Raw genomic sequence first — 21,060 nt, forward strand, 5'->3', positions numbered from 1 at the left:
AAACCTAGCAAAAATATCGAATTTTTCAAACGCTAGTCGTATCTTTTTATTTCAGTATAGAAACATAAGTATACAAAATAAAACATATATAAAGATCCAAAACGAAACTTTAAAAATATGCATACTGAAATAAAAGTGTATTCGCTATATAAAATTACTAGAAAACATATCCTTCTCCCATCCAGACTATACTGTCGGCCCTAGAGTTTCACTAGATCCACCGTTTTCGAGTTGAAAACGGGTCACGGACTTAGAAGTTTGCACTTCATCACCGCCGGTTGGGAATTTCACCCGACCCCGAAGGATGTTGTTTGCTCAAATTATAGCACAAAAAAAATAAAAGGCTAGAAAAAAATATTCGAATGTGAAGAATTGTGTGAAAATATATGTAAGTTGGAATGAGGACAAAAGTACGAGGAATGTTGTAAGGAAAAGGGGGACGAGAGTTAATGAAAAGAAAAAACATGCACAAAAAAATGTGCATGTCACATGTAAAATTATTCTGCCTCTGGTGCTCTAACGACAGACTCGAATTTCCCTTTATGCGAAGCATCGCAATAAGGCATATTTTTTGATAAACCACAACGGCATAAAGAAAATGCCGGTTTTGCTGGGAATACATTCCCTTGTGAATCGACTAATTCCACGTCCCCTGTAACGCGAAAAGAGCCATTATCATTTACTTTAATTTGTACTTTCGCCAACGCTATCCCTCCTTCCCAAACGCTTAATTTCATCATATAATTAAGAGAAGTACTTGACAATATAAAGTGAAACTTTAATTAGTGGGGGAGGTATCCCCCACTAATTATTAGTTGAACCAATCGGGCTTTTAGGGGCAGTTAATCTCCTACCTAACTTCTTTGTTTTAGCTGAGTTTTGAGGTGGGAGTTTTACTGCCCGTTAATGCGGGGTAAAATGAGCACTTTCTTTGGGAGAGAAGAGAGTGTTATAATGTTTTTTATAACTGACTAGAGTAAGGTGACGAGAGATGGATAAACAATTACATACATTACGAAACATTGCAAATGAGCGCACGTGGGCATCATTTTTGAATGATAATCATCCATATAGTTTGTTACATTGGTCCATTGCAGGTGTAGGGCAAGAGGCAAAGGATGTTTGGTTACTTCAAGATGAAGTAACATTTCAAACGACAGAATTTCCAACGTTAGATGATGCAATGCAATGGATTTCTGTAAATATGGAACAAGTTACAGACGTTTTAGCGCAATAAAAAAACAGGCTTATGCAAGCCTGTTTTTTGTTTCTTTTACATATGAGTTTAAAAATTGATCAACGGCTGCTTCATACTCTTCTTTATTTTCGTTATAAGAGCAAGCGTGTGCACCGCGTTCTGCAATATAAAGTTGTTTATTGTTTTCTTTTGCTTCATATAGTGATTTCGTCATATCAGCTAAAATATAATCATCATCTTTACTATGAATAAAGAGGACGGGATTATTAATATTTTTTATACAATCGATTGGTGAAACTTCGCGAATCGTATAACCGTCACGTACTTTTAAAAAAGCATTTGCTAAAGGTAATAAAGGCCATTTAGGTAAATGGAATTCAACCTTTAAACGGTGTTGTAATTGCCCGTAGAAATCAGAAAAAGGACAATCTGCAATATAGAAATCAGCACCATCTTCTACAAGTCCTGCGTATTGAAGAAGTGTTGCAGCTCCCATAGATTCACCATGAATACCGAGTGTTATATTTGTTCCAAAGCGACTTTTTAGCCAGTCAACTACAGATTTTAAATCATGTTTTTCATAGTATCCATAGCTTGTTGTTTTTCCGCCAGTTTTACCATGACGACGATGATCATAAATAACGACATTATACCCTCTGTTTAAAAATAACCTTGCATATTTTACAGAGTTCATTTTATTTACAGTTACGCCGTGACAAAAAATCATAAACTTATTGGAATGACCAGCAGGAATGTAATATCCGTGAAGATCATATCCGAATTGCGAAGGAATATGAATTTCTTCTTTATGAAGAGCATCAAAATCCTCTAAACGAAAATGTTTTTTCGTTTCTCTTTCGAGTACTTCTTCCTCTGTTTTTTTCTTTAAGTACATCACTTTATTTGTAAAGAAAATCCCAAGGGCAGTTATCGCACCTAGTATAGTAAACAATGCTGCAAAAAAACGTTTCATACTTTACCTCATCCTCCAAATACCGTTACATGTGATACATTTACATTGTATCACAATGATAGAAAAGGGGAGAAATAGGAAATGGTGTATATACAAAAAATTACGCCAGCGATGAAAGAAACAATCCGAATGTTCATGTGTGAGAACTGGGGGAGTTCATTGATGGTTTCACGTGGTAAGGGGCATCAGTTAGAAGAGTTGCCAGGATTTGTTGCGCTCTTGGATGACAGAATAATCGGAATTATAACGTATGAAGTGACCGGAAATATGTGTGAAATTGTATCGTTAGATAGCTTTGAAGAAAGAAAAGGAATAGGGACGAAACTTGTAGATTGTGTATTACAATTTGCAGAAGAAGAACGGTGCGGGTGGGTTTGGCTCATAACAACAAATGATAATATGAATGCGTTACGTTTTTACCAAAAACGTAATTTTATGATGACTAATTTATATGTGAATGCAGTGGAAGAGGCACGAAAAATAAAGAAAGAAATTCCGCGTATCGGATATGATAACATCCCAATTTTACATGAAATACAGTTGGAGTATCGTTTAATAAATTGATGTAACAATTTTCAGAAATATAAGTTATTAACCTTGACGAATATTGTAATTTAGGTTACCGTAAAATTGTAATCTATTACCATATTAAGGGGTGACGATGTGGCAACTATACGTGATGTTGCAAAATTGGCAGGTGTTTCAGTCGCAACCGTTTCACGAGTTATTAATGAAAAAGGATACGTTCATGAGGACACAGTAAAACAAGTAAAGGAAGCAATTGAGGAATTACGTTATAGGCCAAATAATGCAGCAAAGCCATTATTTAAAGAGAATTCAACGATAATTGCATTACTTGTAGATAATCTATATGACCTATCAAACATCACTTTGCTACATTGTATTGAGGAAATAGCATATAAAGAAGGATATCAAATCATTGTTTGTAATATAGAGAATAAAGATAGATACATATATATGTTGAAGGAAAATAACGTTGCAGGTGTTATTTTAACAAGATCCGTTTTTAAAAGTATAGGAGAAATTCCACTTCCGTTTGTTGTGATTGATGAAAAAAAATCCCATGCAAATTATTATGAAAGTGGACAAAGAACGGTTTCTTTATTAAAAGAAAAAGGCTGTCAATTTCTTGCTTATTTCGATGAGGGAGAAGATAGTGAAGAAATGGAAGAGCGCATATCAGGATTTTTAGACGCTGTTTGGGAGGAAGGGATCTCTTATCGAGAAGTATGTGTACAAGGGTATACGAATAAACAGTTTATTACATTCTTACAAACTTACCCGTATATAGATGGAATTGTAACTTCAAGTGAAAAGGTTACTTTTGAGTTAATTCAAGCAGCGAAAAATTTCAATATCCGTATACCGGATAAGTTGAAAATTATTGGACCGAACGGGAGCATAGACAGTGAATGGATAGGCTCGTCACTCATGAAAATTGAAAGTTGCGCCGAAGAAAATGGGAAAATAGCTTTACAACAATTAAAAGAAAAAATAAAAAAGTAAAAGGTGCGTATAAAACGCACCTTTTATAATGTAATTGCGGCAATAAAGCCGAATATAAGTAACGGTATATTATAATGCAGAAAAGTTGGTACACATGTATCCCATATATGATGGTGTTGACCATCAGCATTTAAACCGGATGTTGGCCCAAGTGTACTATCTGATGCTGGAGATCCCGCATCGCCTAGCGCTCCAGCTGTACCGATAATTGCAATTGTGGCCATTGGACTAAATCCAAGCTGCATGCAAAGAGGCACAAAAATTGTTGTTAAAATAGGGATGGTTGAAAAGGATGAACCAATTCCCATCGTAACGAGAAGTCCAATCACAAGCATAAGAAATGCAGCGAGTGGTTTGTTATTTCCAATTATATGTGCACTCGTTTGCACAAGAGATTCAACATGTCCTGTTTTTCGAAGAACAGCGCCAAATCCAGCGGCAGCGATCATAACAAAACCGATAAAGGACATCATGCGCATTCCGCTTGTTAATATCGCATCTGCTTCTTTAAGAGGTAGACTACCACTTACTGATAAGACGATAATCCCCGCTAAAGCACCGAAAATCATTGATTCTGTTGCTAATTGAACAGTTAATGTGGCTATGATAGATAACAATCCGAAAGTAATGCTACGTTTTGTATAGGGAACGATTTCATTTGCAGTAGTATGAACTTGTTCTGTTTCATACGTACGAGGTTTCCGGTACGTAATGAATACCGCTACACATAATCCAATAATCATACCGATTGCTGGAATAGTCATTGCTTTTGGAATAAGTGCGACATCAAATGTAAGACCACTTTGCGCAGCATTTGTTTGCAATACGTCATGATAAATTTTTCCGAACCCTGCTGGAATCCACATATAAGGAGTAATCAATCCGAATGTAATAATACATGTAACAAGTCGGCGATCCACTTTCAGCTCATTTAATACTTTTAAAAGTGCTGGAATTAAGATAGGGATGAAAGCGATATGAACAGGAATCACATTTTGTGAGAAACAAGCCATCGTTAAAATGATGAATAAAATAAGTATTTTAGAATAAACTTGTTTTTTCGTGTCTTGTTCATTGCCAATCCATTTTAGTGCAGTTTGAATCATGGCATCTGGAAGTCCTGTTTTGGAAAGGGAAATAGCGAAACCGCCAAGCATTGCATAACTTAAAGCGATTGGAGCACTGTTTCCAAGTCCAGTTGTAAAAGTATTAATAGTTTCTGAAATACCGAGTCCACCGATAATTCCGCCTGTTAAAGCTCCAACAATGATGGCGACAATGACCTGGACACGTAACAAACTAAGCAATAGCATAACTGCTACTGCGACGAGTACAGCATTCATAATAAATGTAATCTCCCTAAAATTTTATTGTGCTAAGGCAAGTAAATATGAAGCACTTTGCTATATTTATACATAGTTGCGACATATTATTATAAATTGTTTTCTATGAAATGTAAAAGAGCCTTTTGTTACTAATGTTGAAAAGCTAGCTCTTGTTTAATTGATTGTAAAGAATTGGCGAATAATTCTGGTTCTTCTAAATCAGGAGAATGTGCTGAATTTGGGAACCAAATCATTTTTTTTATGGGGGCTTCTATCACATCACAATATTCCTGAACGAGAGCATAAGGAGTTTGATAATCATAGCGACCAGAAAAAAAATAAACCGGAATAGATAAGCTTGAAATAGAAGAAAAGAAATCGATTGTCAACATTTCTTCCCATAAAACGCCAGATTTTAAATTTCCTGCGAGAAACTTGAACCAATCTAATAGCGTATATTCAGGGGAAAAGAAGCCTTTTCGTATGAAAGAAAAGGAAGATCCGTTTTGGATTGCTCCACCGAATGTGCCAAGCCACTTTCTTTGAATAATAAGGCGTCTCGTATCTAAAAATGGTGGTTTGCCTAATTTTAAAAGGGACGCTAATGCTTTTTTATGATCATGTTTTTTTGCAGAACGAATTAAATGCTGATATAGCAATTCTTCGTTTTGTTTCATATGTACAATCTGCCCAATACCGATGTAAGCCTCGATATACTGTGGATATTGATGTGCTATGTTAAGCCCAATAATGCTTCCCCAAGAATGACCAGCGAGAAATAGTTTCTGTTTATTGAACTTTTTAAGTACATATTGAATCACTTCTTTTGCATCGGAAACGAATTGTTCGATTGTAAAATTTGCTCCGAAATCTTTCATTGAAAAGGATTTACCTGCCCCGCGCTGATCCCAATTAATAACGATGAAGTGTTTCTCCAATTCTTTTTGAAAATGACGAATAAATCCAATTTGTGCCATGCCAGGTCCGCCATGACAGCATAATAAAATTGGCTGCTCTATGTTTTGCCCGCGCATAAGGAGAGTTTGTTTTCGATTATGAATCATAACGCTTTCCATTGTAGCAATACTATTAGGAATGAGTTGTTTATTTTCATTATAAAACTGTGGGGTATAGCTACGAAAAAGCATATGGAAAACCTCCTTTTCTGAAATCGCATGAATCGCACAGGCTATTCGTTTTGCATATACTGTTAGAAAATCATTGTAACATACCATACTAGTGTCATTTCAACACGGGAGGAGGGAAATTGTGACGATTGGAGAAATTATAGATTGCTTAAATAGACGTGAATCCATCGCTATTATAGCAAAACGTCTTGAAATAAGCCCATATACATTATCAAAGAAATTAAGATTGATTGGATACGAATATGATGGAGAACAGAAGAAACGTATTTTTGTAGGAGATGGAGAAGAACCGCGTCACTTACAACTCCAAGAAGCGACAGCCCTTCAATATGCGACAACGGATTATCAATTATTAATTTATGAGCAATTACAAAGTATTTATGAGTTATTAAGAAAGAGAGAAGAAGTAATTGTGCCCATTATGAGTATAAGTACAGAAAAAAAGAAACGTACCTTTTCTATTAATAAAGAAATATTAGCAAAACTAGACGTTATATCAGAAGCGAAAGGAATTCAAAAATCTAAACTTGTAGAAGAGGCGTTACAACAATTTTTACAACAATATGATTTTAACAAAACATCACATTTTGATAACTAAAGAAAAGGATACTATGTTCATTGTAAGAACGAGTATCCTTTTTAGGTTTTACTAATGTTGTGGATTAAGTATAAGTGCGTATCCTTTACGATAAAAATCTGGGTCGCATATTAGGGAAATACTTAATTTATCTTTTGAATTCTTCCATCAATAACTGGCTGAATTGGTTCTTTTAATTGTTTTACATAATCGACTAGCGCTTCAAAGTCGTTTGGACCAGTTTCTGAATTCTTCCCATTTTTAAATGATACGAATCCGTCACCGCCAGAAGCTAAGAAAGCATTCGCAACTACGCTATACGTTTTAGATGGAGATAACTCTTCGCCATTTGTTAAGCGTATATTCGTAACCTTTTCACCGCTTGGTTTATTTGCATTCCACGTATATTGAATACCTGAAATTTGAAGCATTCTTGTTGTTCCTTTTTGCCATTGTTGATTTAAAATGTCGCGAATATCTTGACCTGTTAAATCTACTTTAATCAATTGGTTTCCAAAAGGCTGAATGCCATATAATTCGCCCCAAGTAATATCGCCAGCATCTAAGTCATTACGAATGCCACCAGGATTCATAAGTGCGATTTGAGCTTGCATCGTTTGACGCTGTGCGTCGGCAATTACATTCCCAAGAGTAGATTCACCAGCATCATTTTGTTTACGGTCGATAGGTGCTGTAGATTTTCCTACAACTTCATTTACAAGTGGTGCGATTGTTTCTTTATATTGATCTATTTTTTGTTTTACTTGTTTATCAGGTTCTACACCTTCATGATATGTTGTAATCACTTCAGCTTTTTTCTTTACAATATCTTTTGTTTTACGATCAATTGTTACATCTACGTCTGAGAAAGCTGTTCCATAAGAGTTCGCTTGGACGACTAGTTTATTATTTACAGTACCATTTACATACGTGTGACTATGTCCACCGAAAATAACATCAACTTCCGAGTCTGTTTCATTTGCAATTCGAGTAAGGTCTCCATTTGTCACGCCAGACTCATCAGTTGTTCCGCCGACATGGGCAAGGACGACGATGGATTTAACACCGAGACGCTTTAATTGTTGCGTTGATTTATTAATTGCTTCTACTTCGTCAGTGATCTGTACATTTTTAAGCATAGTAGGCATCACGACATTTGGCGTATCAGTTGTAACAACGCCAATGAATCCTACAGGAACACCATCTACCATTTTTACAGTAAATGGTGGTAAAAATAAGCGACCAGTTGATTTGTTATAGAAGTTAGCAGCGACATAAGGGAAGTTAGCACCTTTGAAATTACCTGTTTTCTCGTGATATCCACCGTAAATGAGGCGTTTCATTTCATCGATACCTTCATCAAATTCATGGTTTCCGATTGTACCAACATCGAATTTTAAGTCATTTAAAAATTCAATTGTTGGTTCATCTTGTAACAACGCTGAAACTGGTGGACTAGCTCCGACAATATCGCCAGCATGTACGAGAAGTGTATTAGGGTTTTGTTTTTTACGTTCTTTTAAATAAGTAGCTAAGTACTCAGCGCCACCAGCTTCTTTGTTATTAATTTTTTTAACAGTATCTAGTTGTCCATGGAAATCATTAATACCAAGCATTTGTACGTCTACGTAGCGGTTTTGTTCAGTTGGAGTCTGGGATGGGAGAGCGGCAAATACGCTTGAAAAAGTAATGGTGCTTAAAACGGCAACAGCAGGAATGATTTTTTTCCACATAATTTAATTCTCCTTTTTTATAATCTGACATCATACGACATAATTTTAATAGATTCATAGGATTATATCTATATAAAAATTTAGTTTTTTCGAAAAATTAACATATTTACAAAAGGTGAATAATAGAGTAACGAACCTTTTTTATTGTCGAGTTCATGGTGTATCTACTATAATGGAGAAAAAAGTAAAAGGTGAGTAGCATGAAGAAAAAGAAACAAAGACAAATGCAAAGACAATCGCAAGTGAATAATCCAGAGAAAGAGTTGCTTACATTAGGCGATCAATTAAATGATTCACTCATGCAGCAATTAAAGAATAAGAAGAAAGAATTGCAAGTGAGAGAAGAAGAAAAAGAGGCAGCTGAACTGGAAAGAAAGCGCCGAGAACAAAAAGAACGTGAAAAAAATAAATCATTTGAAGAACTGTTAAGTGAAAGTAGCCTTACTTGGAAAGACTTTAAATAATATAAAAAATGATCAGTGCATACCGCTGATCATTTTTTTGACGAGCTTGTAAGAAAAGGGGAGTTTTAATGAGAAAAATTGTAGTCGTTCCGCATGAAAATCATTGGAATGAAAAATTTCAAATAGAGGCCGAACGATTAAAATCGGCGATGCCAGAAATGGTGAAAGTCCATCATATTGGAAGTACATCAGTGCCAGGACTGGCAGCTAAACCAATTATAGATATGATTATGGAAGTAGAGTGTATCGACAGAGTAGATCATTGGAATGAACGTTTTGAAGAGCTTGGTTATATCGTAAAAGGGGAAAATGGTATTTCAAGACGTCGTTATTTTATTCATGGAACTGAGGAAAAACGCTCGTATCACTTACACGTTTTTGAAAAAGGAAATCCTGAGATAGTAAGGCATTTAGCGTTTCGTGATTATATGATGGCTCATTGTGAAGAAGCAGAGGCATATGCAACCTTAAAGAAAGAATTAGCCGAAAAATATACATATGATGGCACGTTATATACGGAAGGAAAAAATGAGTTTGTGCGTAGTGTTGATGAAAAAGCGAAAGAATGGAGAGAAGGAAATATGAATAATTGAGTTTACGTTTTAGTGTATAAAATTATTATGTAAACTGTACATATGTTTTGACTTTTTGGTTGAATCTTGTTGAAATAAAGTGGTGGCTTATAAAAAATGTAAGAATGAAAGGGAGACGACTGTGCACATTCCAACAACTACACTTCATAATGGCGTAAAAATGCCGATGATTGGTCTAGGCGTTTATAAAGCGAAAGAAGGCGATGAAGTAAAACAAGCAGTAAAAACAGCGTTAGAAGTTGGATATCGTTCGATTGATACAGCAACTGTATATGAAAATGAAAGCGGTGTCGGAGAAGCGGTTCGTGAATCAGGGATTCCGAGAGAAGACATATTTATTACAACAAAAGTTTGGAACGACGATCAAGGATACGAGGAAACACTTGAGGCGTTTGAAAAAAGCTTAAAGAAATTACAAATGGACTATGTAGATTTATATTTAATACATTGGCCAATAAGAGGGAAGTATGTCGATACGTACCGAGCGCTAGAAAAACTGTATGAAGAAGGTAAAGTGCGCGCGATTGGTGTTTCAAATTTTCATAAACATCATTTAGAACTGTTATTACCAAATTGTAAAGTGAAGCCGATGGTCAACCAAGTGGAACTTCATCCGATGTTAGCGCAATTTGAATTGCGTAATTTCTGTCAAGGTGAGCAAATTCAAATGGAAGCATGGAGCCCATTAATGAGAGGCGGGGAAGTATTCGAGAACCCGATTATTCAGGCCATTGCTACGAAATATGAAAAAACACCTGCGCAAGTTATATTAAGATGGGATATTCAGAGCGGGGTAGTGACGATTCCTAAATCTGTTACACCATCTCGCATTAAGGAGAATTTTTCTATCTTTGATTTTTCACTAACAGAAGAAGAGATGACTCAAATTAATACGTTAAATCGTAATTTACATGTAGGAACGAATCCGGATAAATATGATACGCTATAAAAAGACGCTACCAGTATGGTAGCGTCTTTTTAACGATGTAAAGCGTAAGTATCACATTTAGCAATTTGCTGAAGTTGTATATATTGAGCTGTTGTTAACTGTGTTTGTTTACTAGCCTGGGCATTTTCTTTCAATTGTTGGATAGAGCTTGCACCAGGTATAACAGCTGCAACAGTTTCGTTATGTAAGCAATATTGAATAGCTGTTCCTGTTAAAGAGCTTTCTCCGATTATTTCTTTTACATTCGCAAGTGTCGCATATAATTCATCGTAAGAATAAGAAAGATAATTCTTTTCTTTTACTCTTTCTATCTTTCTTGCATTATTATCAGTTAAAATTCCTTTTGCAAGTGGCCCACGAGCAATAATGCTAATTTGATGTTCACTTAGAAGTGGGAACCATTCTTCAGGGCGACGATTTAAAAGGCTATATTCCATTAGCACACTAACGATATTGGAACGTTTAGCATATTCACGGATAACATTTGGACGTATAGAAGAAATACCGTAATGACGAATAATACCTTCTTTTTTTAATTCTTCAAAGGCTTCAATTGTTTCATCTATTGGATCTTCAATCGTCCCGCCGTGAAGTTGATAAAGATCAATATAATCAGTTTGAAGTCTACGTAAACTTTCTTTCACTTCAGCCTTTATGTAATTTTTAGAAGGATCCCAAGACCACCCGTTTTTTTCTTCTGTCCATCGATTTCCAACTTTTGTTGTAAGAACAATTTGGTCTCGTTTCCCTTTTAAGGCTTTTCCAACAAATTCTTCGTTTAATCCATAATCATATAAATCCGCTGTATCAAAAAAATTGATTCCTAAATCGATTGCTTCATCGATAATACGCATAGCTTCTGTTTCAGATGTACCGAGAGACATACAGCCAAGTCCCATTTCTGTCACAAACAAATCTGAGTTTCCTAATTGACGTTTTTTCATAGGTCAACCTCCTTACCTTTATTGTACGCAAGGGAAAAGAGGTTGACAAACGTTTACTTTTTATTTGCTGTAATCCACTCTTGTACAGTTGTATACTCTTTTCCATATTGTTTTAGCTTATGGCGAATTTGCCATGCTTTTCCGACTAAAGTGACGCGATTTGGTAAAATATAAACTTTCATTTCTATCACGCTCCTTTCAATGTGGTAAAATGTATGAGGAAAGAATAGGAAATAGAACAGGGAGATGAAGTAGTATGAGTAATCTTGCAGAGAGAACAGTAAAAACTGAACCGATTTTTGATGGTAGAGTTATAAAAGTTCGTGTTGATGATGTAGTATTACCAAATGGAGCAATGAGTAAACGTGAAATTGTAAATCACCCTGGTGCAGTTGCTATTATTGCTATTACTGATGAGGGGAAAATTGTGCTTGTCGAGCAGTATCGTAAAGCGCTTGAAAAGGCGATTATAGAAATTCCGGCCGGCAAGTTAGAACCTGGTGAAAAACCTGAGGTGACAGCAGTTCGTGAATTAGAAGAGGAAACAGGATATGTATGTGAAAATATGGAGCTTATTACTTCTTTCTATACATCTCCAGGATTTGCAGATGAAATTTTATATGTATATAAAGCGACAGGTTTGACGAAAAAAGAAAATAAAGCCGAGTTAGATGAAGATGAATTCGTGGAATTGATGGAAGTATCGTTAGAAGAAGCGATTATTCTTATGAAAGATCTTCGTATTCATGATGCGAAGACGATGTTTGCAGTACAATATTTACAACTACAAAAATAAACACTCGCCAAAGGCGAGTGTTTTTTAATTGATTTTTGCGTATACTCGTGCATCACGTAAGCTACCATCTGGTGCTATGAAATCATTTTCCATTGTACCTTCTAGAATAAATTCTAAACGTTCTGCTAGGTTACATGCATTTGCATTTGTTGCATCAGTACGAATTTCAATTCTTCTAGCACTTAGCTTATCAAAGGCAAATTGAATGGCACCTTTAATGGCTTCAGTCATATAGCCTTGTTTTGTATAAGCACTATGCAGCCAGAAGTGAAGTGAAAACTTTGGAATATCCCAGTTTTCAGGCTTGAGCGTTATAGCTCCGATGAATGTACCAGATACTTTATCGTATAAGTGAAAATCAAGTGTTTCACGAAGTAAAAACTGCCCGTGAGCGTTACGAACGATTTCTTCAGCACTTTCTTCTGTTTCAGCGTTAATTGGCATCCACGGTACTAAGTCTTCTAGAGAAGCTTGGATTGCTTCATACACTTCTGCACCATCACCTGGAAATGGCTTACGAACTTGTAAGCGTTCAGTTTGAAATAATGTTGGAAAATCTAATAATAATGGTTTCAAGAGAAATCCCTCCTATTCTCTACTTTTTAGTTTAGCAAAGTAGAGCGGAATTTCAATGTTAATTCGTCATACTTTTTTCTTTCTTTCATACATTTTTAATAAGAGTGTGAACGGAGGGAAGAAAAATGTGGAGAAAAACTTGGCAAGACCGTGTAATGTCTCACATACAGGAAAACTCTTCATTATATATATTTAACGCTGTTTTATTATTGATGGGAGTAATATTTGGGGCCATTCTTGTAAATAGTTTACAATTAAATCAAAAACAAGATTTATCATTTTATTTACAACGTTTTTTTGGACAAGTTTCTAAAGGAGAATTTGCTGTTGCGAGCGAAATGTTTCGAGAAAGTTACTTTTCGCAATTAAAATACATTGGATTTATTTGGATTTTGGGGATTTCAATTATTGGATTGCCACTTATTTTTATTTTATTATTTGTAAAAGGAGTAGTTGTCGGATTTACAGTAGGTTTTTTAGTAAGTCAGCATGGATGGAATGGATTATTATTAGCATTCGTTTCTGTATTGCCACAAAATCTCATTATTATTCCAGTATTTCTCGTTATGACAACAATTGCCGCAAGCTTTTCCTTACGCATGATTAGACATCAATTTATTCGGAAAATAACCGAACCGCTATTACCATTATTAATTCGTTATACATGCTTCTTTCTTGTAATCGGAGTAGTGTTAGCTCTTGCTTCTAGTGTAGAAGCTTATGCATCACCAGTTTTAATGAAAGAAGTCGTTGAGGCTATTAATAAACAATAAATATTTTCTGAGAATAATTATCAATTTGTTTTTATTGTTTTTCTTTTGACAGAAGCCCTTCTTCTGATATAATGGTGTAAGAGTGGCGAGGAGGGAGTAGTACCGAATGGAAGAAAGAATTGAACGAATTAAGAAGCAATTACATGCAGCGAGCTACAAATTAACACCGCAACGTGAAGCAACAGTTCGTGTGCTGCTAGAAAATGAAGAAGATCATTTAAGCGCAGAAGATGTTTACCTCCTTGTAAAAGAAAAGTCGCCAGAGATCGGATTAGCAACCGTCTATCGAACTTTAGAACTATTATCTGAGTTAAAAGTTGTCGATAAGATTAACTTCGGAGACGGTGTTTCACGCTATGACTTACGCCAAGAAGGTGCGCAGCGTTTCCACCATCATTTGATTTGTACACAATGTGGTGCTGTACAAGAAATACAAGAAGATTTACTTGGTGAAGTGGAAAGGAAAGTAGAACATGACTGGAGCTTTAAGGTGAAGGATCATCGTTTAACATTCCATGGGATTTGTAAAAATTGTCAAGAAAATGAAACGGATGAAAAATAACCTTTTCCTATTTAACTAGGAAGAGGTTTTTTATTTGAATAAGGTATAAATTGGTGAAAGCTTGGCATATGTTGTAATAACTTATATTTTGGAGGAATTTACAATGCGCCGAGCTTTAAAATTAACTTTTGATGGGATAAAAGTATTTTTATTATTTACAAGTTGTACGATTTTGTTTTATTTCGCTATACTATGGATAAATGAAGAATATGAAAGCTATCATCGTTATGAAAAGCCAAAAGAAGAGACTGTAGAAAAAGTATCAGGGAATGAAGAGCCGGCAAAGGATGCTTTCGTAAATAGAATGATGTTTTTCTATGAAAATGGGGAGTAGTGTAGATTGGAAGATCAATTAAAAGATTTTATTCATTATATGGTTGTCGAAAAAGGGCTAGCGAAAAATACAGTAGTATCTTATGAACGTGATTTAAAAAGTTATGTAAAGTATTTGCAAAATGTAGAACAGGCGAAAAGCTTTCATGAAGTAACACGCTTGCACATTGTTAATTTTCTGCAGCACTTAAAAGAAAACGGAAAATCTTCGAAAACATTAGCACGTCATATTGCATCGATTCGTTCGTTTCACCAATTTTTACTTCGTGAACGGGCGGTAGAGCACGACCCATCCGTACATATTGAAACGCCGCAAGGAGAACGGAAATTACCGAAAGTACTATCAATCGATGAAGTAGAGGCGTTACTTCAGACACCAAAAATGACGAGTGCTTTTGGGGTTCGTGACAAAGCGATGCTAGAGTTATTGTATGCAACAGGACTTCGTGTTTCGGAATTAATTGCCTTAAATTTAGAAGATGTACATTTAACGATGGGATTTGTTCGTTGCATAGGGAAAGGGAATAAAGAAAGAATTATTCCACTAGGAAGTTTAGCGACGGAAGCGATTCAAAAGTATATTGAAAAGGGAAGAAGAGAATTGATGGGTAAAAAAGTAGTAGATGCACTCTTTTTAAACCATCATGGGAATCGATTATCAAGACAAGGATTTTGGAAAATTTTAAAACGATTGGCGAAAGAAGCAAATATTGAAAAAGAGCTTACACCGCATACGTTGCGCCATTCTTTTGCTACGCATTTATTAGAAAATGGAGCAGACTTGCGTGCTGTGCAAGAAATGCTTGGACATGCAGATATTTCAACGACGCAAATTTATACGCATGTTTCAAAAGCTAGATTAAAAGATGTATATAAACAGTTTCATCCGAGAGCATAGTTACTATGCTCTTTTTTCATAGATTCAAAAGGCTACAGTACTTCACAAAAACTTCACAAACATTTCGTACATTGTTTTCAGCAGAAGACTAGAATATTACAATGTATTTCCTCTATACTAAATAAGGTATGAAGGAGGAAATGATGATGAAAAAACTTATTATGACTTTATTTATCGCGATGCTAGCATTGGCTGGCTGTAATACAAACAAAGAAGAACCGAAAAAAGAACAGAAACTAGAAGCTGTAAAAGTAGCAGTTCAAACAAACCCGAAAGACATTAAACCTGGTGAAAAAACAGAAGTACAAGCACTTGTTACACAAGGAAAAGAAAAAGTAACAGATGCTGATGATGTAAAGTTTGAAATTTGGAAAGCTGGCGACGAAAAGCACGAGATGTTAGATGGTAAGCATAAAGGAAAAGGTGTTTATGCAGTAGAGAAAACGTTCGAGACGGATGGAGTATACCATATTATCGCTCACACAAATGCACGTGAAATGCATGTTATGCCAGAAGTAAAAGTGGCTGTAGGAAATGCGAAAGTAGAAGATGCGAAAAAAGAAAATAGTCATCACGGTGCAGGGCATGGCAATCATAAAAGCGATACAATGATCCATCTTATGGCTGGTGATATAAAAGCAAATGCTGAATCGACTATGAAAGTTCATTTAAAACAAAAAGAAGAAGCGTTAACTGGTGCTGAAGTACAACTTGAGATTTGGAAAGATGGTGTTGAAAAACACGAATTTATTCCAGCGAAAGAAGGAAATAAAGGAGAGTATGAAACGAAACATACTTTCAAAGAAAATGGTTCTTACAAAGTGAAAGTTCATGTTAAAAAAGGCGAACTACATGAACATAAAGAAGAAACAGTAGAAGTAAAATAAAAAGCAGCTCTTTAGAGCTGCTTTTTATTTTTATTCCGTAAACGTCCAATTGATGAGGGCTTATAATCAGTGGAGAAGAACTAAACTCCTACTAATCAAAGTTTCACTTTATATGAAGAAATAAATCATAAAATAATTAGCACTTATTTGCATAATGGATTACAATAGAAGTGTGAAGAAAATGAGAAATTCTACGAAAATGTATTAAAAAGAAAGCGTAAACATGTTATGATATCTGTATCAGATGTCTGACATCTGACTTAGAAAAAACTAGAAATGTTTTTGAGTCGTTTCGAAGTAAACGAAATAGGTTAGAGAATCAATTAAAGAAGTACTGTTTGACAATGAGAACGAAAGAGAATTCTTATGGAGAACAGTTTCACTTTATAGCGTTTTGAACATACTACAAGAAGTAGAACTGAACTTATAGGAGGTCGCAGTTATGAATAAATATAAACGTATATTCCTAGTCGTAATGGATTCTGTTGGAATCGGTGAAGCACCAGATGCTGAGCAATTTGGTGATTTAGGATCTGACACAATTGGTCACATTGCTGAACATATGAATGGGTTACAAATGCCTAACATGGTAAAATTAGGTCTTGGTAACATTCGTGAAATGAAAGGTATCTCTAAAGTAGAAAAACCACTTGGATATTATACAAAAATGGAAGAGAAATCTACTGGTAAAGATACAATGACAGGTCACTGGGAAATTATGGGTCTTTACATTGATACACCATTCCAAGTTTTCCCTGAAGGCTTCCCGAAAGAATTACTTGATGAATTAGAAGAAAAAACAGGTCGTAAAATCATCGGTAATAAACCAGCTTCTGGAACTGAGATTCTTGATGAGCTTGGTCAAGAGCAAATGGAAACAGGATCTTTAATCGTTTACACTTCTGCTGATAGCGTATTACAAATCGCAGCACACGAAGAAGTAGTGCCGCTTGATGAGTTATATAAAATTTGTAAAATTGCACGTGAATTAACATTAGATGAGAAATACATGGTAGGTCGCGTTATCGCTCGTCCATTCGTTGGTGAGCCTGGAAACTTTACACGTACACCAAACCGTCATGATTATGCATTAAAACCATTCGGCCGTACGGTAATGAATGAATTAAAAGATAGTGACTACGATGTTATTGCTATCGGTAAAATCTCTGACATATATGATGGTGAAGGTGTAACTGAGTCACTTCGTACGAAGTCTAATATGGATGGAATGGATAAGCTTGTAGATACATTAAATATGGACTTTACAGGTCTTAGCTTCTTGAACTTAGTTGACTTTGATGCATTATTTGGACACCGCCGTGATCCACAAGGGTACGGAGAAGCTCTGCAAGAGTATGATGCTCGTCTTCCAGAAGTATTCGAAAAACTAAAAGAAGATGATTTATTATTAATTACAGCAGACCACGGTAATGATCCAGTTCACCACGGTACTGATCATACACGTGAATATGTACCGTTATTAGCATATAGCCCAAGCATGAAAGATGGCGGACAAGAATTATCAATTCGCCAAACATTTGCTGATATTGGTGCAACGGTAGCAGAAAACTTCGGCGTGAAAATGCCAGAACACGGAACAAGCTTCTTAAACGAGCTAAAGAAATAGGGGGATAAACAAATGAATCGTGAACTTATTACAAAATCAGCTTCATACTTAAAAGAGAAATTTCAAGAAACGCCACAAGTAGGACTAATCCTTGGATCTGGACTAGGTGTATTAGCAAATGAAATCGAGAACGCAGTAACAGTACCTTACAGTGAAATCCCTGAATTCCCAGTATCAACTGTAGAAGGTCATGCAGGTCAACTAGTATTCGGTACACTTCAAGGTGTAACAGTAGTAGCAATGCAAGGACGTTTCCACTTCTATGAAGGATACGACATGCAAAAAGTAACATTCCCAGTTCGTGTTATGAAAGAACTAGGTGTAGAAACAGTTGTTGTAACAAATGCAGCTGGTGGTGTAAATACATCATTTGAGCCAGGCGATCTTATGTTAATTTCAGACCACATTAACTTCATGGGTACAAATCCATTAATCGGACCGAATGATTCTGAAATGGGCGTACGTTTCCCTGATATGTCTACATCATATACGACAGAACTTCGTGAAATGGCGAAACAAGTTGCAGCGGACTTAAATATTAAAGTACAAGAAGGTGTATACGTTGGAATGACAGGTCCTGTATATGAAACACCTGCTGAAATTCGTATGCTTCGTACACTTGGCGGAGATGCAGTTGGTATGTCAACAGTACCTGAAGTAATTGTAGCGCGTCATGCTGGTATGAAAGTACTTGGTATTTCTTGTATTTCAAATATGGCAGCTGGTATTTTAGATCAGCCACTTCATCACGATGAAGTAATCGAAACGACAGAACGTGTTAAAGCTAACTTCTTAGCATTAGTAAAAGCAATCGTAAAACAAATGAAGGGGTGACCTCACAATGAGAATGGTGGACCTAATTGCAAAAAAACGTGACGGACATGCATTAACGACAGAAGAAATTAACTTTATTGTTGAAGGATATACGAATGGTGATATTCCTGATTACCAAGTAAGTTCACTTGCAATGGCAATTTTCTTCCAAGATATGAACGATCAAGAACGTGCTGATTTAACTATGGCAATGGTAAATAGCGGTGATACAATCGACTTATCAGCTATTGAAGGGGTAAAAGTAGATAAGCACTCAACAGGTGGTGTTGGTGATACAACAACACTTGTGTTAGGTCCATTAGTAGCCGCTTTAGGTGTACCGGTTGCAAAAATGTCTGGACGTGGTCTAGGACATACTGGTGGTACAATTGATAAATTAGAAGCAGTTCCAGGATTCCATGTTGAAATCGAAAATGATGAATTCATGCGACTTGTAAATGAAAACAAAATCGCAGTTATTGGTCAAAGTGGAAACTTAACACCTGCGGATAAAAAGTTATATGCACTTCGTGATGTAACGGCAACAGTAAACTCAATTCCACTTATTGCAAGTTCGATTATGAGTAAAAAAATTGCTGCTGGTGCAGATGCAATTGTTCTTGATGTAAAAACTGGAGCAGGTGCATTTATGAAAACAGATGAAGATGCAAAACGTTTAGCAGAAGCAATGGTGCGCATTGGTAATAACGTTGGCCGTAATACGATGGCTGTTATTTCTGATATGAGTCAACCACTTGGTGAGGCGATTGGTAACGCACTTGAAGTACAAGAAGCAATTGATACATTACAAGGTAAAGGACCGAAAGATTTAGAAGAGTTATGTTTAACGCTTGGAAGTCAAATGGTATACCTTGCTGGACAAGCTTCATCTTTAGAAGATGCACGTGAGAAATTAATTGAAGTAATGAACAACGGTAAAGCGCTAGAATCATTTAAAACGTTCTTATCAGCGCAAGGCGGCGATGCTTCTGTTGTTGATGATCCTTCTAAATTACCACAAGCACAATTTAAAATTGAAGTAGAAGCGAAGGAAGACGGTTATGTATCAGAAATCGTTGCAGATGAAATCGGAACAGCAGCAATGCTTTTAGGAGCAGGACGTGCGACGAAGGAATCTGAAATTGATTTAGCAGTTGGCTTAATGCTTCGCAAAAAAGTAGGGGACAGCGTGAAAAAAGGTGAATCCCTTGTTACAATTTACGCAAACCGTGAAAATGTGGAAGATGTAAAAGCAAAAATTTATGAGAACATGAAGATTGCTAACGAACATGTAGATGCACCAACGTTAGTGCACGGCATCGTTACTGAATAATAAAAAAGGGCCAAGGAGTATTTCTCCTTGGCTTTTTTTGCTGTTTTTTGTTTATAATAATAATGGGTGAAATTATGATTAGAATTTGTGCAATAACAAAAACAGATGAAGTATTATATGATGTTTCGCTAGAAGAAACAACGAAAGACCATATTGTATGGTATTGGCTAGATTTATATAAGCCAACGAAAGAAGAGTATACATACATTTTGCAAGATCATTTTAAGTTCCATCCCCTTGCAATTGAAGACTGTATAGAATATGTACAGAGGCCAAAAGTTGATTTTTATGATGGATATAACTTTTTAGTTCTTCATGCATTTGGTGAGGATGGATTAGAACCGCACGAGATCGATTTATTTATTAGTGATCGTTTTATTGTTTCTTTCCACTTTTCTCATAACAATGCAATCGAAAGAGTATGGAAAACACTTGGAGAAAAGAAGCGTATTAAAAATAGTCCTTTACACGTAGCCCATACAATTATCGACCAAATTGTAGATGACTATTTTGCGCCTGTATATTACATTGAGGATCATTTAAATGCAATTGATGATAATTTAACGGGTGAGACAGCAGGAAGTGTATTAGAAGAAGTATTTGATATACGTGCAGATTTATCGAAGCTAAGGCGCACAATCATTCCGATGCGTGATTTATTGTATCGTATTTTAAATTCGACTCGTTTTTACGGTATAAGTGATCATGAGATTTACTTTAAAGATATACATGACCATTTGCTTAAACTAACAGAAATGATTGAGGCAAGCCGCGAGTTAACGGCAGATATTCGGGATAGCTATTTTTCATTAAACTCACATCATATGAATAACATTATGAAAACATTAACTGTATTCTCGACTATTTTCATGCCATTAACATTTATTGCGGGAGTATACGGAATGAACTTTACGCATATGCCAGAGCTTGGTGGACAATATAGTTATTTTATTTGTCTACTTCTAATGGCGCTAATTGGCGGTGGGATGATGGCTTGGTTTTATAAAAAAGGGTGGTTTAAGTAAAAAAAC

At 35.8% G+C, this 21,060-nt stretch carries 25 protein-coding genes and 1 riboswitch; of the genes, 17 read left to right on the forward strand and 8 right to left on the reverse strand.

Going from position 1 to position 21,060, the window contains the following annotated elements; genetic code table 11:
• Positions 1-165 precede the first annotated feature (165 nt).
• A riboswitch (FMN riboswitch) is annotated at positions 166-309 on the reverse strand.
• A 188-nt stretch (positions 310-497) separates the two neighbouring features.
• Positions 498-704 carry a CDGSH iron-sulfur domain-containing protein gene (locus QCI46_RS06775; protein WP_001151582.1) on the reverse strand — a complete coding sequence of 69 codons (207 nt, stop codon included), beginning with the start codon at positions 702-704 and terminating at the stop codon, positions 498-500.
• Between the two features lie 287 nt (positions 705-991).
• Between QCI46_RS06775 and QCI46_RS06780 the strand changes: the two genes are divergently transcribed.
• A complete protein-coding gene (locus tag QCI46_RS06780; RefSeq protein WP_000360794.1) occupies positions 992-1,237 on the forward strand; it encodes a DUF2552 family protein in 246 nt (81 codons plus the stop codon).
• A 10-nt stretch (positions 1,238-1,247) separates the two neighbouring features.
• On the opposite strand, the gene QCI46_RS06785 is transcribed toward QCI46_RS06780, so the two are convergent.
• Entirely contained in the window at positions 1,248-2,171 is a 924-nt protein-coding gene (locus QCI46_RS06785; RefSeq protein WP_000819238.1) for an alpha/beta hydrolase, read from the reverse strand.
• An 81-nt stretch (positions 2,172-2,252) separates the two neighbouring features.
• Between QCI46_RS06785 and QCI46_RS06790 the strand changes: the two genes are divergently transcribed.
• Both QCI46_RS06790 and QCI46_RS06795 read left to right on the forward strand, forming a co-directional pair.
• Positions 2,253-2,735, forward strand: coding sequence for a GNAT family N-acetyltransferase (locus QCI46_RS06790; protein WP_327959283.1), 483 nt, complete (start codon positions 2,253-2,255; stop codon positions 2,733-2,735).
• Between the two features lie 99 nt (positions 2,736-2,834).
• The gene (locus QCI46_RS06795; protein WP_327959284.1) at positions 2,835-3,698 is read left to right on the forward strand and encodes a LacI family DNA-binding transcriptional regulator; all 864 of its coding nucleotides are present in this window, start codon (positions 2,835-2,837) and stop codon (positions 3,696-3,698) included.
• Between the two features lie 23 nt (positions 3,699-3,721).
• Here the strand turns inward: QCI46_RS06795 and QCI46_RS06800 are convergent, their stop codons facing one another.
• Entirely contained in the window at positions 3,722-5,041 is a 1,320-nt protein-coding gene (locus tag QCI46_RS06800; protein ID WP_000994830.1) for a Na+/H+ antiporter family protein, read from the reverse strand.
• Positions 5,042-5,172: 131 nt separating this feature from the next.
• Positions 5,173-6,171, reverse strand: a complete 999-nt coding sequence (locus QCI46_RS06805) for an alpha/beta fold hydrolase (RefSeq protein WP_353839845.1) — start codon at positions 6,169-6,171, stop codon at positions 5,173-5,175.
• 121 nt (positions 6,172-6,292) lie between these two features.
• Here QCI46_RS06805 and QCI46_RS06810 point away from each other — a divergent pair, with 121 nt between their 5' ends.
• Positions 6,293-6,769, forward strand: coding sequence for a ribbon-helix-helix domain-containing protein (locus QCI46_RS06810; protein WP_060488345.1), 477 nt, complete (start codon positions 6,293-6,295; stop codon positions 6,767-6,769).
• A 122-nt stretch (positions 6,770-6,891) separates the two neighbouring features.
• Here the strand turns inward: QCI46_RS06810 and QCI46_RS06815 are convergent, their stop codons facing one another.
• Entirely contained in the window at positions 6,892-8,481 is a 1,590-nt protein-coding gene (locus tag QCI46_RS06815; protein ID WP_353839846.1) for a bifunctional metallophosphatase/5'-nucleotidase, read from the reverse strand.
• 200 nt (positions 8,482-8,681) lie between these two features.
• On the opposite strand from QCI46_RS06815, the gene QCI46_RS06820 reads away from it, so the two are divergent.
• The 3 genes from QCI46_RS06820 (at position 8,682) to QCI46_RS06830 (ending at position 10,487) form a co-directional block, all read left to right on the forward strand.
• Positions 8,682-8,945: a YqkE family protein gene (locus tag QCI46_RS06820; protein ID WP_060488347.1), complete on the forward strand. Its 264-nt coding sequence runs from the start codon at positions 8,682-8,684 to the stop codon at positions 8,943-8,945.
• Positions 8,946-9,013: 68 nt separating this feature from the next.
• Complete coding sequence (locus tag QCI46_RS06825; RefSeq protein ID WP_001227178.1) at positions 9,014-9,538, forward strand: GrpB family protein; 525 nt, start codon at positions 9,014-9,016, stop codon at positions 9,536-9,538.
• Between the two features lie 121 nt (positions 9,539-9,659).
• Entirely contained in the window at positions 9,660-10,487 is an 828-nt protein-coding gene (locus tag QCI46_RS06830) for an aldo/keto reductase (protein ID WP_048546278.1), read from the forward strand.
• A 29-nt stretch (positions 10,488-10,516) separates the two neighbouring features.
• Here the strand turns inward: QCI46_RS06830 and lolS are convergent, their stop codons facing one another.
• Both lolS and mciZ read right to left on the reverse strand, forming a co-directional pair.
• Positions 10,517-11,431, reverse strand: coding sequence for an aldo/keto reductase (gene lolS / locus QCI46_RS06835; protein WP_000747222.1), 915 nt, complete (start codon positions 11,429-11,431; stop codon positions 10,517-10,519).
• A 53-nt stretch (positions 11,432-11,484) separates the two neighbouring features.
• The gene (mciZ, locus tag QCI46_RS06840; RefSeq protein ID WP_000870295.1) at positions 11,485-11,613 is read right to left on the reverse strand and encodes a Z-ring formation inhibitor MciZ; all 129 of its coding nucleotides are present in this window, start codon (positions 11,611-11,613) and stop codon (positions 11,485-11,487) included.
• Between the two features lie 74 nt (positions 11,614-11,687).
• On the opposite strand from mciZ, the gene QCI46_RS06845 reads away from it, so the two are divergent.
• The gene (locus tag QCI46_RS06845) at positions 11,688-12,227 is read left to right on the forward strand and encodes an NUDIX domain-containing protein (protein ID WP_000067040.1); all 540 of its coding nucleotides are present in this window, start codon (positions 11,688-11,690) and stop codon (positions 12,225-12,227) included.
• Positions 12,228-12,251: 24 nt separating this feature from the next.
• On the opposite strand, the gene QCI46_RS06850 is transcribed toward QCI46_RS06845, so the two are convergent.
• Positions 12,252-12,803 (reverse strand): GNAT family N-acetyltransferase, encoded by a 552-nt coding sequence (locus tag QCI46_RS06850; protein WP_000803489.1) that lies wholly within the window; start codon positions 12,801-12,803, stop codon positions 12,252-12,254.
• 155 nt (positions 12,804-12,958) lie between these two features.
• On the opposite strand from QCI46_RS06850, the gene spoIIM reads away from it, so the two are divergent.
• From spoIIM to corA, 9 genes are all read left to right on the forward strand, one after another.
• Positions 12,959-13,576 carry a stage II sporulation protein M gene (spoIIM, locus tag QCI46_RS06855; RefSeq protein ID WP_223261357.1) on the forward strand — a complete coding sequence of 206 codons (618 nt, stop codon included), beginning with the start codon at positions 12,959-12,961 and terminating at the stop codon, positions 13,574-13,576.
• Between the two features lie 106 nt (positions 13,577-13,682).
• Positions 13,683-14,138 carry a ferric iron uptake transcriptional regulator gene (gene fur, locus QCI46_RS06860; RefSeq protein ID WP_000392655.1) on the forward strand — a complete coding sequence of 152 codons (456 nt, stop codon included), beginning with the start codon at positions 13,683-13,685 and terminating at the stop codon, positions 14,136-14,138.
• Positions 14,139-14,241: 103 nt separating this feature from the next.
• Entirely contained in the window at positions 14,242-14,472 is a 231-nt protein-coding gene (locus QCI46_RS06865) for a YqzK family protein (protein WP_001250432.1), read from the forward strand.
• A 6-nt stretch (positions 14,473-14,478) separates the two neighbouring features.
• Positions 14,479-15,369, forward strand: coding sequence for a site-specific tyrosine recombinase XerD (gene xerD, locus QCI46_RS06870; protein WP_000390083.1), 891 nt, complete (start codon positions 14,479-14,481; stop codon positions 15,367-15,369).
• A 143-nt stretch (positions 15,370-15,512) separates the two neighbouring features.
• The gene (locus QCI46_RS06875) at positions 15,513-16,256 is read left to right on the forward strand and encodes a FixH family protein (protein ID WP_116867837.1); all 744 of its coding nucleotides are present in this window, start codon (positions 15,513-15,515) and stop codon (positions 16,254-16,256) included.
• Between the two features lie 442 nt (positions 16,257-16,698).
• Positions 16,699-17,883, forward strand: coding sequence for a phosphopentomutase (gene deoB, locus QCI46_RS06880; protein ID WP_048546267.1), 1,185 nt, complete (start codon positions 16,699-16,701; stop codon positions 17,881-17,883).
• A gap of 12 nt (positions 17,884-17,895) precedes the next feature.
• A complete protein-coding gene (locus QCI46_RS06885) occupies positions 17,896-18,717 on the forward strand; it encodes a purine-nucleoside phosphorylase (protein ID WP_353839847.1) in 822 nt (273 codons plus the stop codon).
• A gap of 7 nt (positions 18,718-18,724) precedes the next feature.
• Positions 18,725-20,029 carry a pyrimidine-nucleoside phosphorylase gene (locus QCI46_RS06890; protein ID WP_001243077.1) on the forward strand — a complete coding sequence of 435 codons (1,305 nt, stop codon included), beginning with the start codon at positions 18,725-18,727 and terminating at the stop codon, positions 20,027-20,029.
• 62 nt (positions 20,030-20,091) lie between these two features.
• On the forward strand, positions 20,092-21,054 hold the full coding sequence (gene corA, locus QCI46_RS06895; RefSeq protein ID WP_002008459.1) for a magnesium/cobalt transporter CorA: 963 nt from the start codon (positions 20,092-20,094) through the stop codon (positions 21,052-21,054).
• Positions 21,055-21,060 lie beyond the last annotated feature (6 nt).

Source organism: Bacillus cereus group sp. RP32 (genome assembly GCF_040459735.1).
In the GTDB taxonomy this organism is placed as follows: domain Bacteria; phylum Bacillota; class Bacilli; order Bacillales; family Bacillaceae_G; genus Bacillus_A; species Bacillus_A wiedmannii.

Bases quoted from the DNA above. Each gene is read 5' to 3' on its own strand.
- QCI46_RS06780 (WP_000360794.1), top strand. From the start codon at position 992: ATGGATAAACAATTACATACATTACGAAACATTGCAAATGAGCGCACG.
- QCI46_RS06785 (WP_000819238.1), bottom strand. From the start codon at position 2,171: ATGAAACGTTTTTTTGCAGCATTGTTTACTATACTAGGTGCGATAACT.
- QCI46_RS06790 (WP_327959283.1), top strand. From the start codon at position 2,253: ATGGTGTATATACAAAAAATTACGCCAGCGATGAAAGAAACAATCCGA.
- QCI46_RS06800 (WP_000994830.1), bottom strand. From the start codon at position 5,041: ATGAATGCTGTACTCGTCGCAGTAGCAGTTATGCTATTGCTTAGTTTG.
- QCI46_RS06805 (WP_353839845.1), bottom strand. From the start codon at position 6,171: ATGCTTTTTCGTAGCTATACCCCACAGTTTTATAATGAAAATAAACAA.
- QCI46_RS06815 (WP_353839846.1), bottom strand. From the start codon at position 8,481: ATGTGGAAAAAAATCATTCCTGCTGTTGCCGTTTTAAGCACCATTACT.
- QCI46_RS06820 (WP_060488347.1), top strand. From the start codon at position 8,682: ATGAAGAAAAAGAAACAAAGACAAATGCAAAGACAATCGCAAGTGAAT.
- QCI46_RS06825 (WP_001227178.1), top strand. From the start codon at position 9,014: ATGAGAAAAATTGTAGTCGTTCCGCATGAAAATCATTGGAATGAAAAA.
- lolS (WP_000747222.1), bottom strand. From the start codon at position 11,431: ATGAAAAAACGTCAATTAGGAAACTCAGATTTGTTTGTGACAGAAATG.
- mciZ (WP_000870295.1), bottom strand. From the start codon at position 11,613: ATGAAAGTTTATATTTTACCAAATCGCGTCACTTTAGTCGGAAAAGCA.
- QCI46_RS06845 (WP_000067040.1), top strand. From the start codon at position 11,688: ATGAGTAATCTTGCAGAGAGAACAGTAAAAACTGAACCGATTTTTGAT.
- spoIIM (WP_223261357.1), top strand. From the start codon at position 12,959: ATGTCTCACATACAGGAAAACTCTTCATTATATATATTTAACGCTGTT.
- fur (WP_000392655.1), top strand. From the start codon at position 13,683: ATGGAAGAAAGAATTGAACGAATTAAGAAGCAATTACATGCAGCGAGC.
- QCI46_RS06865 (WP_001250432.1), top strand. From the start codon at position 14,242: ATGCGCCGAGCTTTAAAATTAACTTTTGATGGGATAAAAGTATTTTTA.
- QCI46_RS06875 (WP_116867837.1), top strand. From the start codon at position 15,513: ATGATGAAAAAACTTATTATGACTTTATTTATCGCGATGCTAGCATTG.
- deoB (WP_048546267.1), top strand. From the start codon at position 16,699: ATGAATAAATATAAACGTATATTCCTAGTCGTAATGGATTCTGTTGGA.
- QCI46_RS06885 (WP_353839847.1), top strand. From the start codon at position 17,896: ATGAATCGTGAACTTATTACAAAATCAGCTTCATACTTAAAAGAGAAA.
- QCI46_RS06890 (WP_001243077.1), top strand. From the start codon at position 18,725: ATGAGAATGGTGGACCTAATTGCAAAAAAACGTGACGGACATGCATTA.
- corA (WP_002008459.1), top strand. From the start codon at position 20,092: ATGGGTGAAATTATGATTAGAATTTGTGCAATAACAAAAACAGATGAA.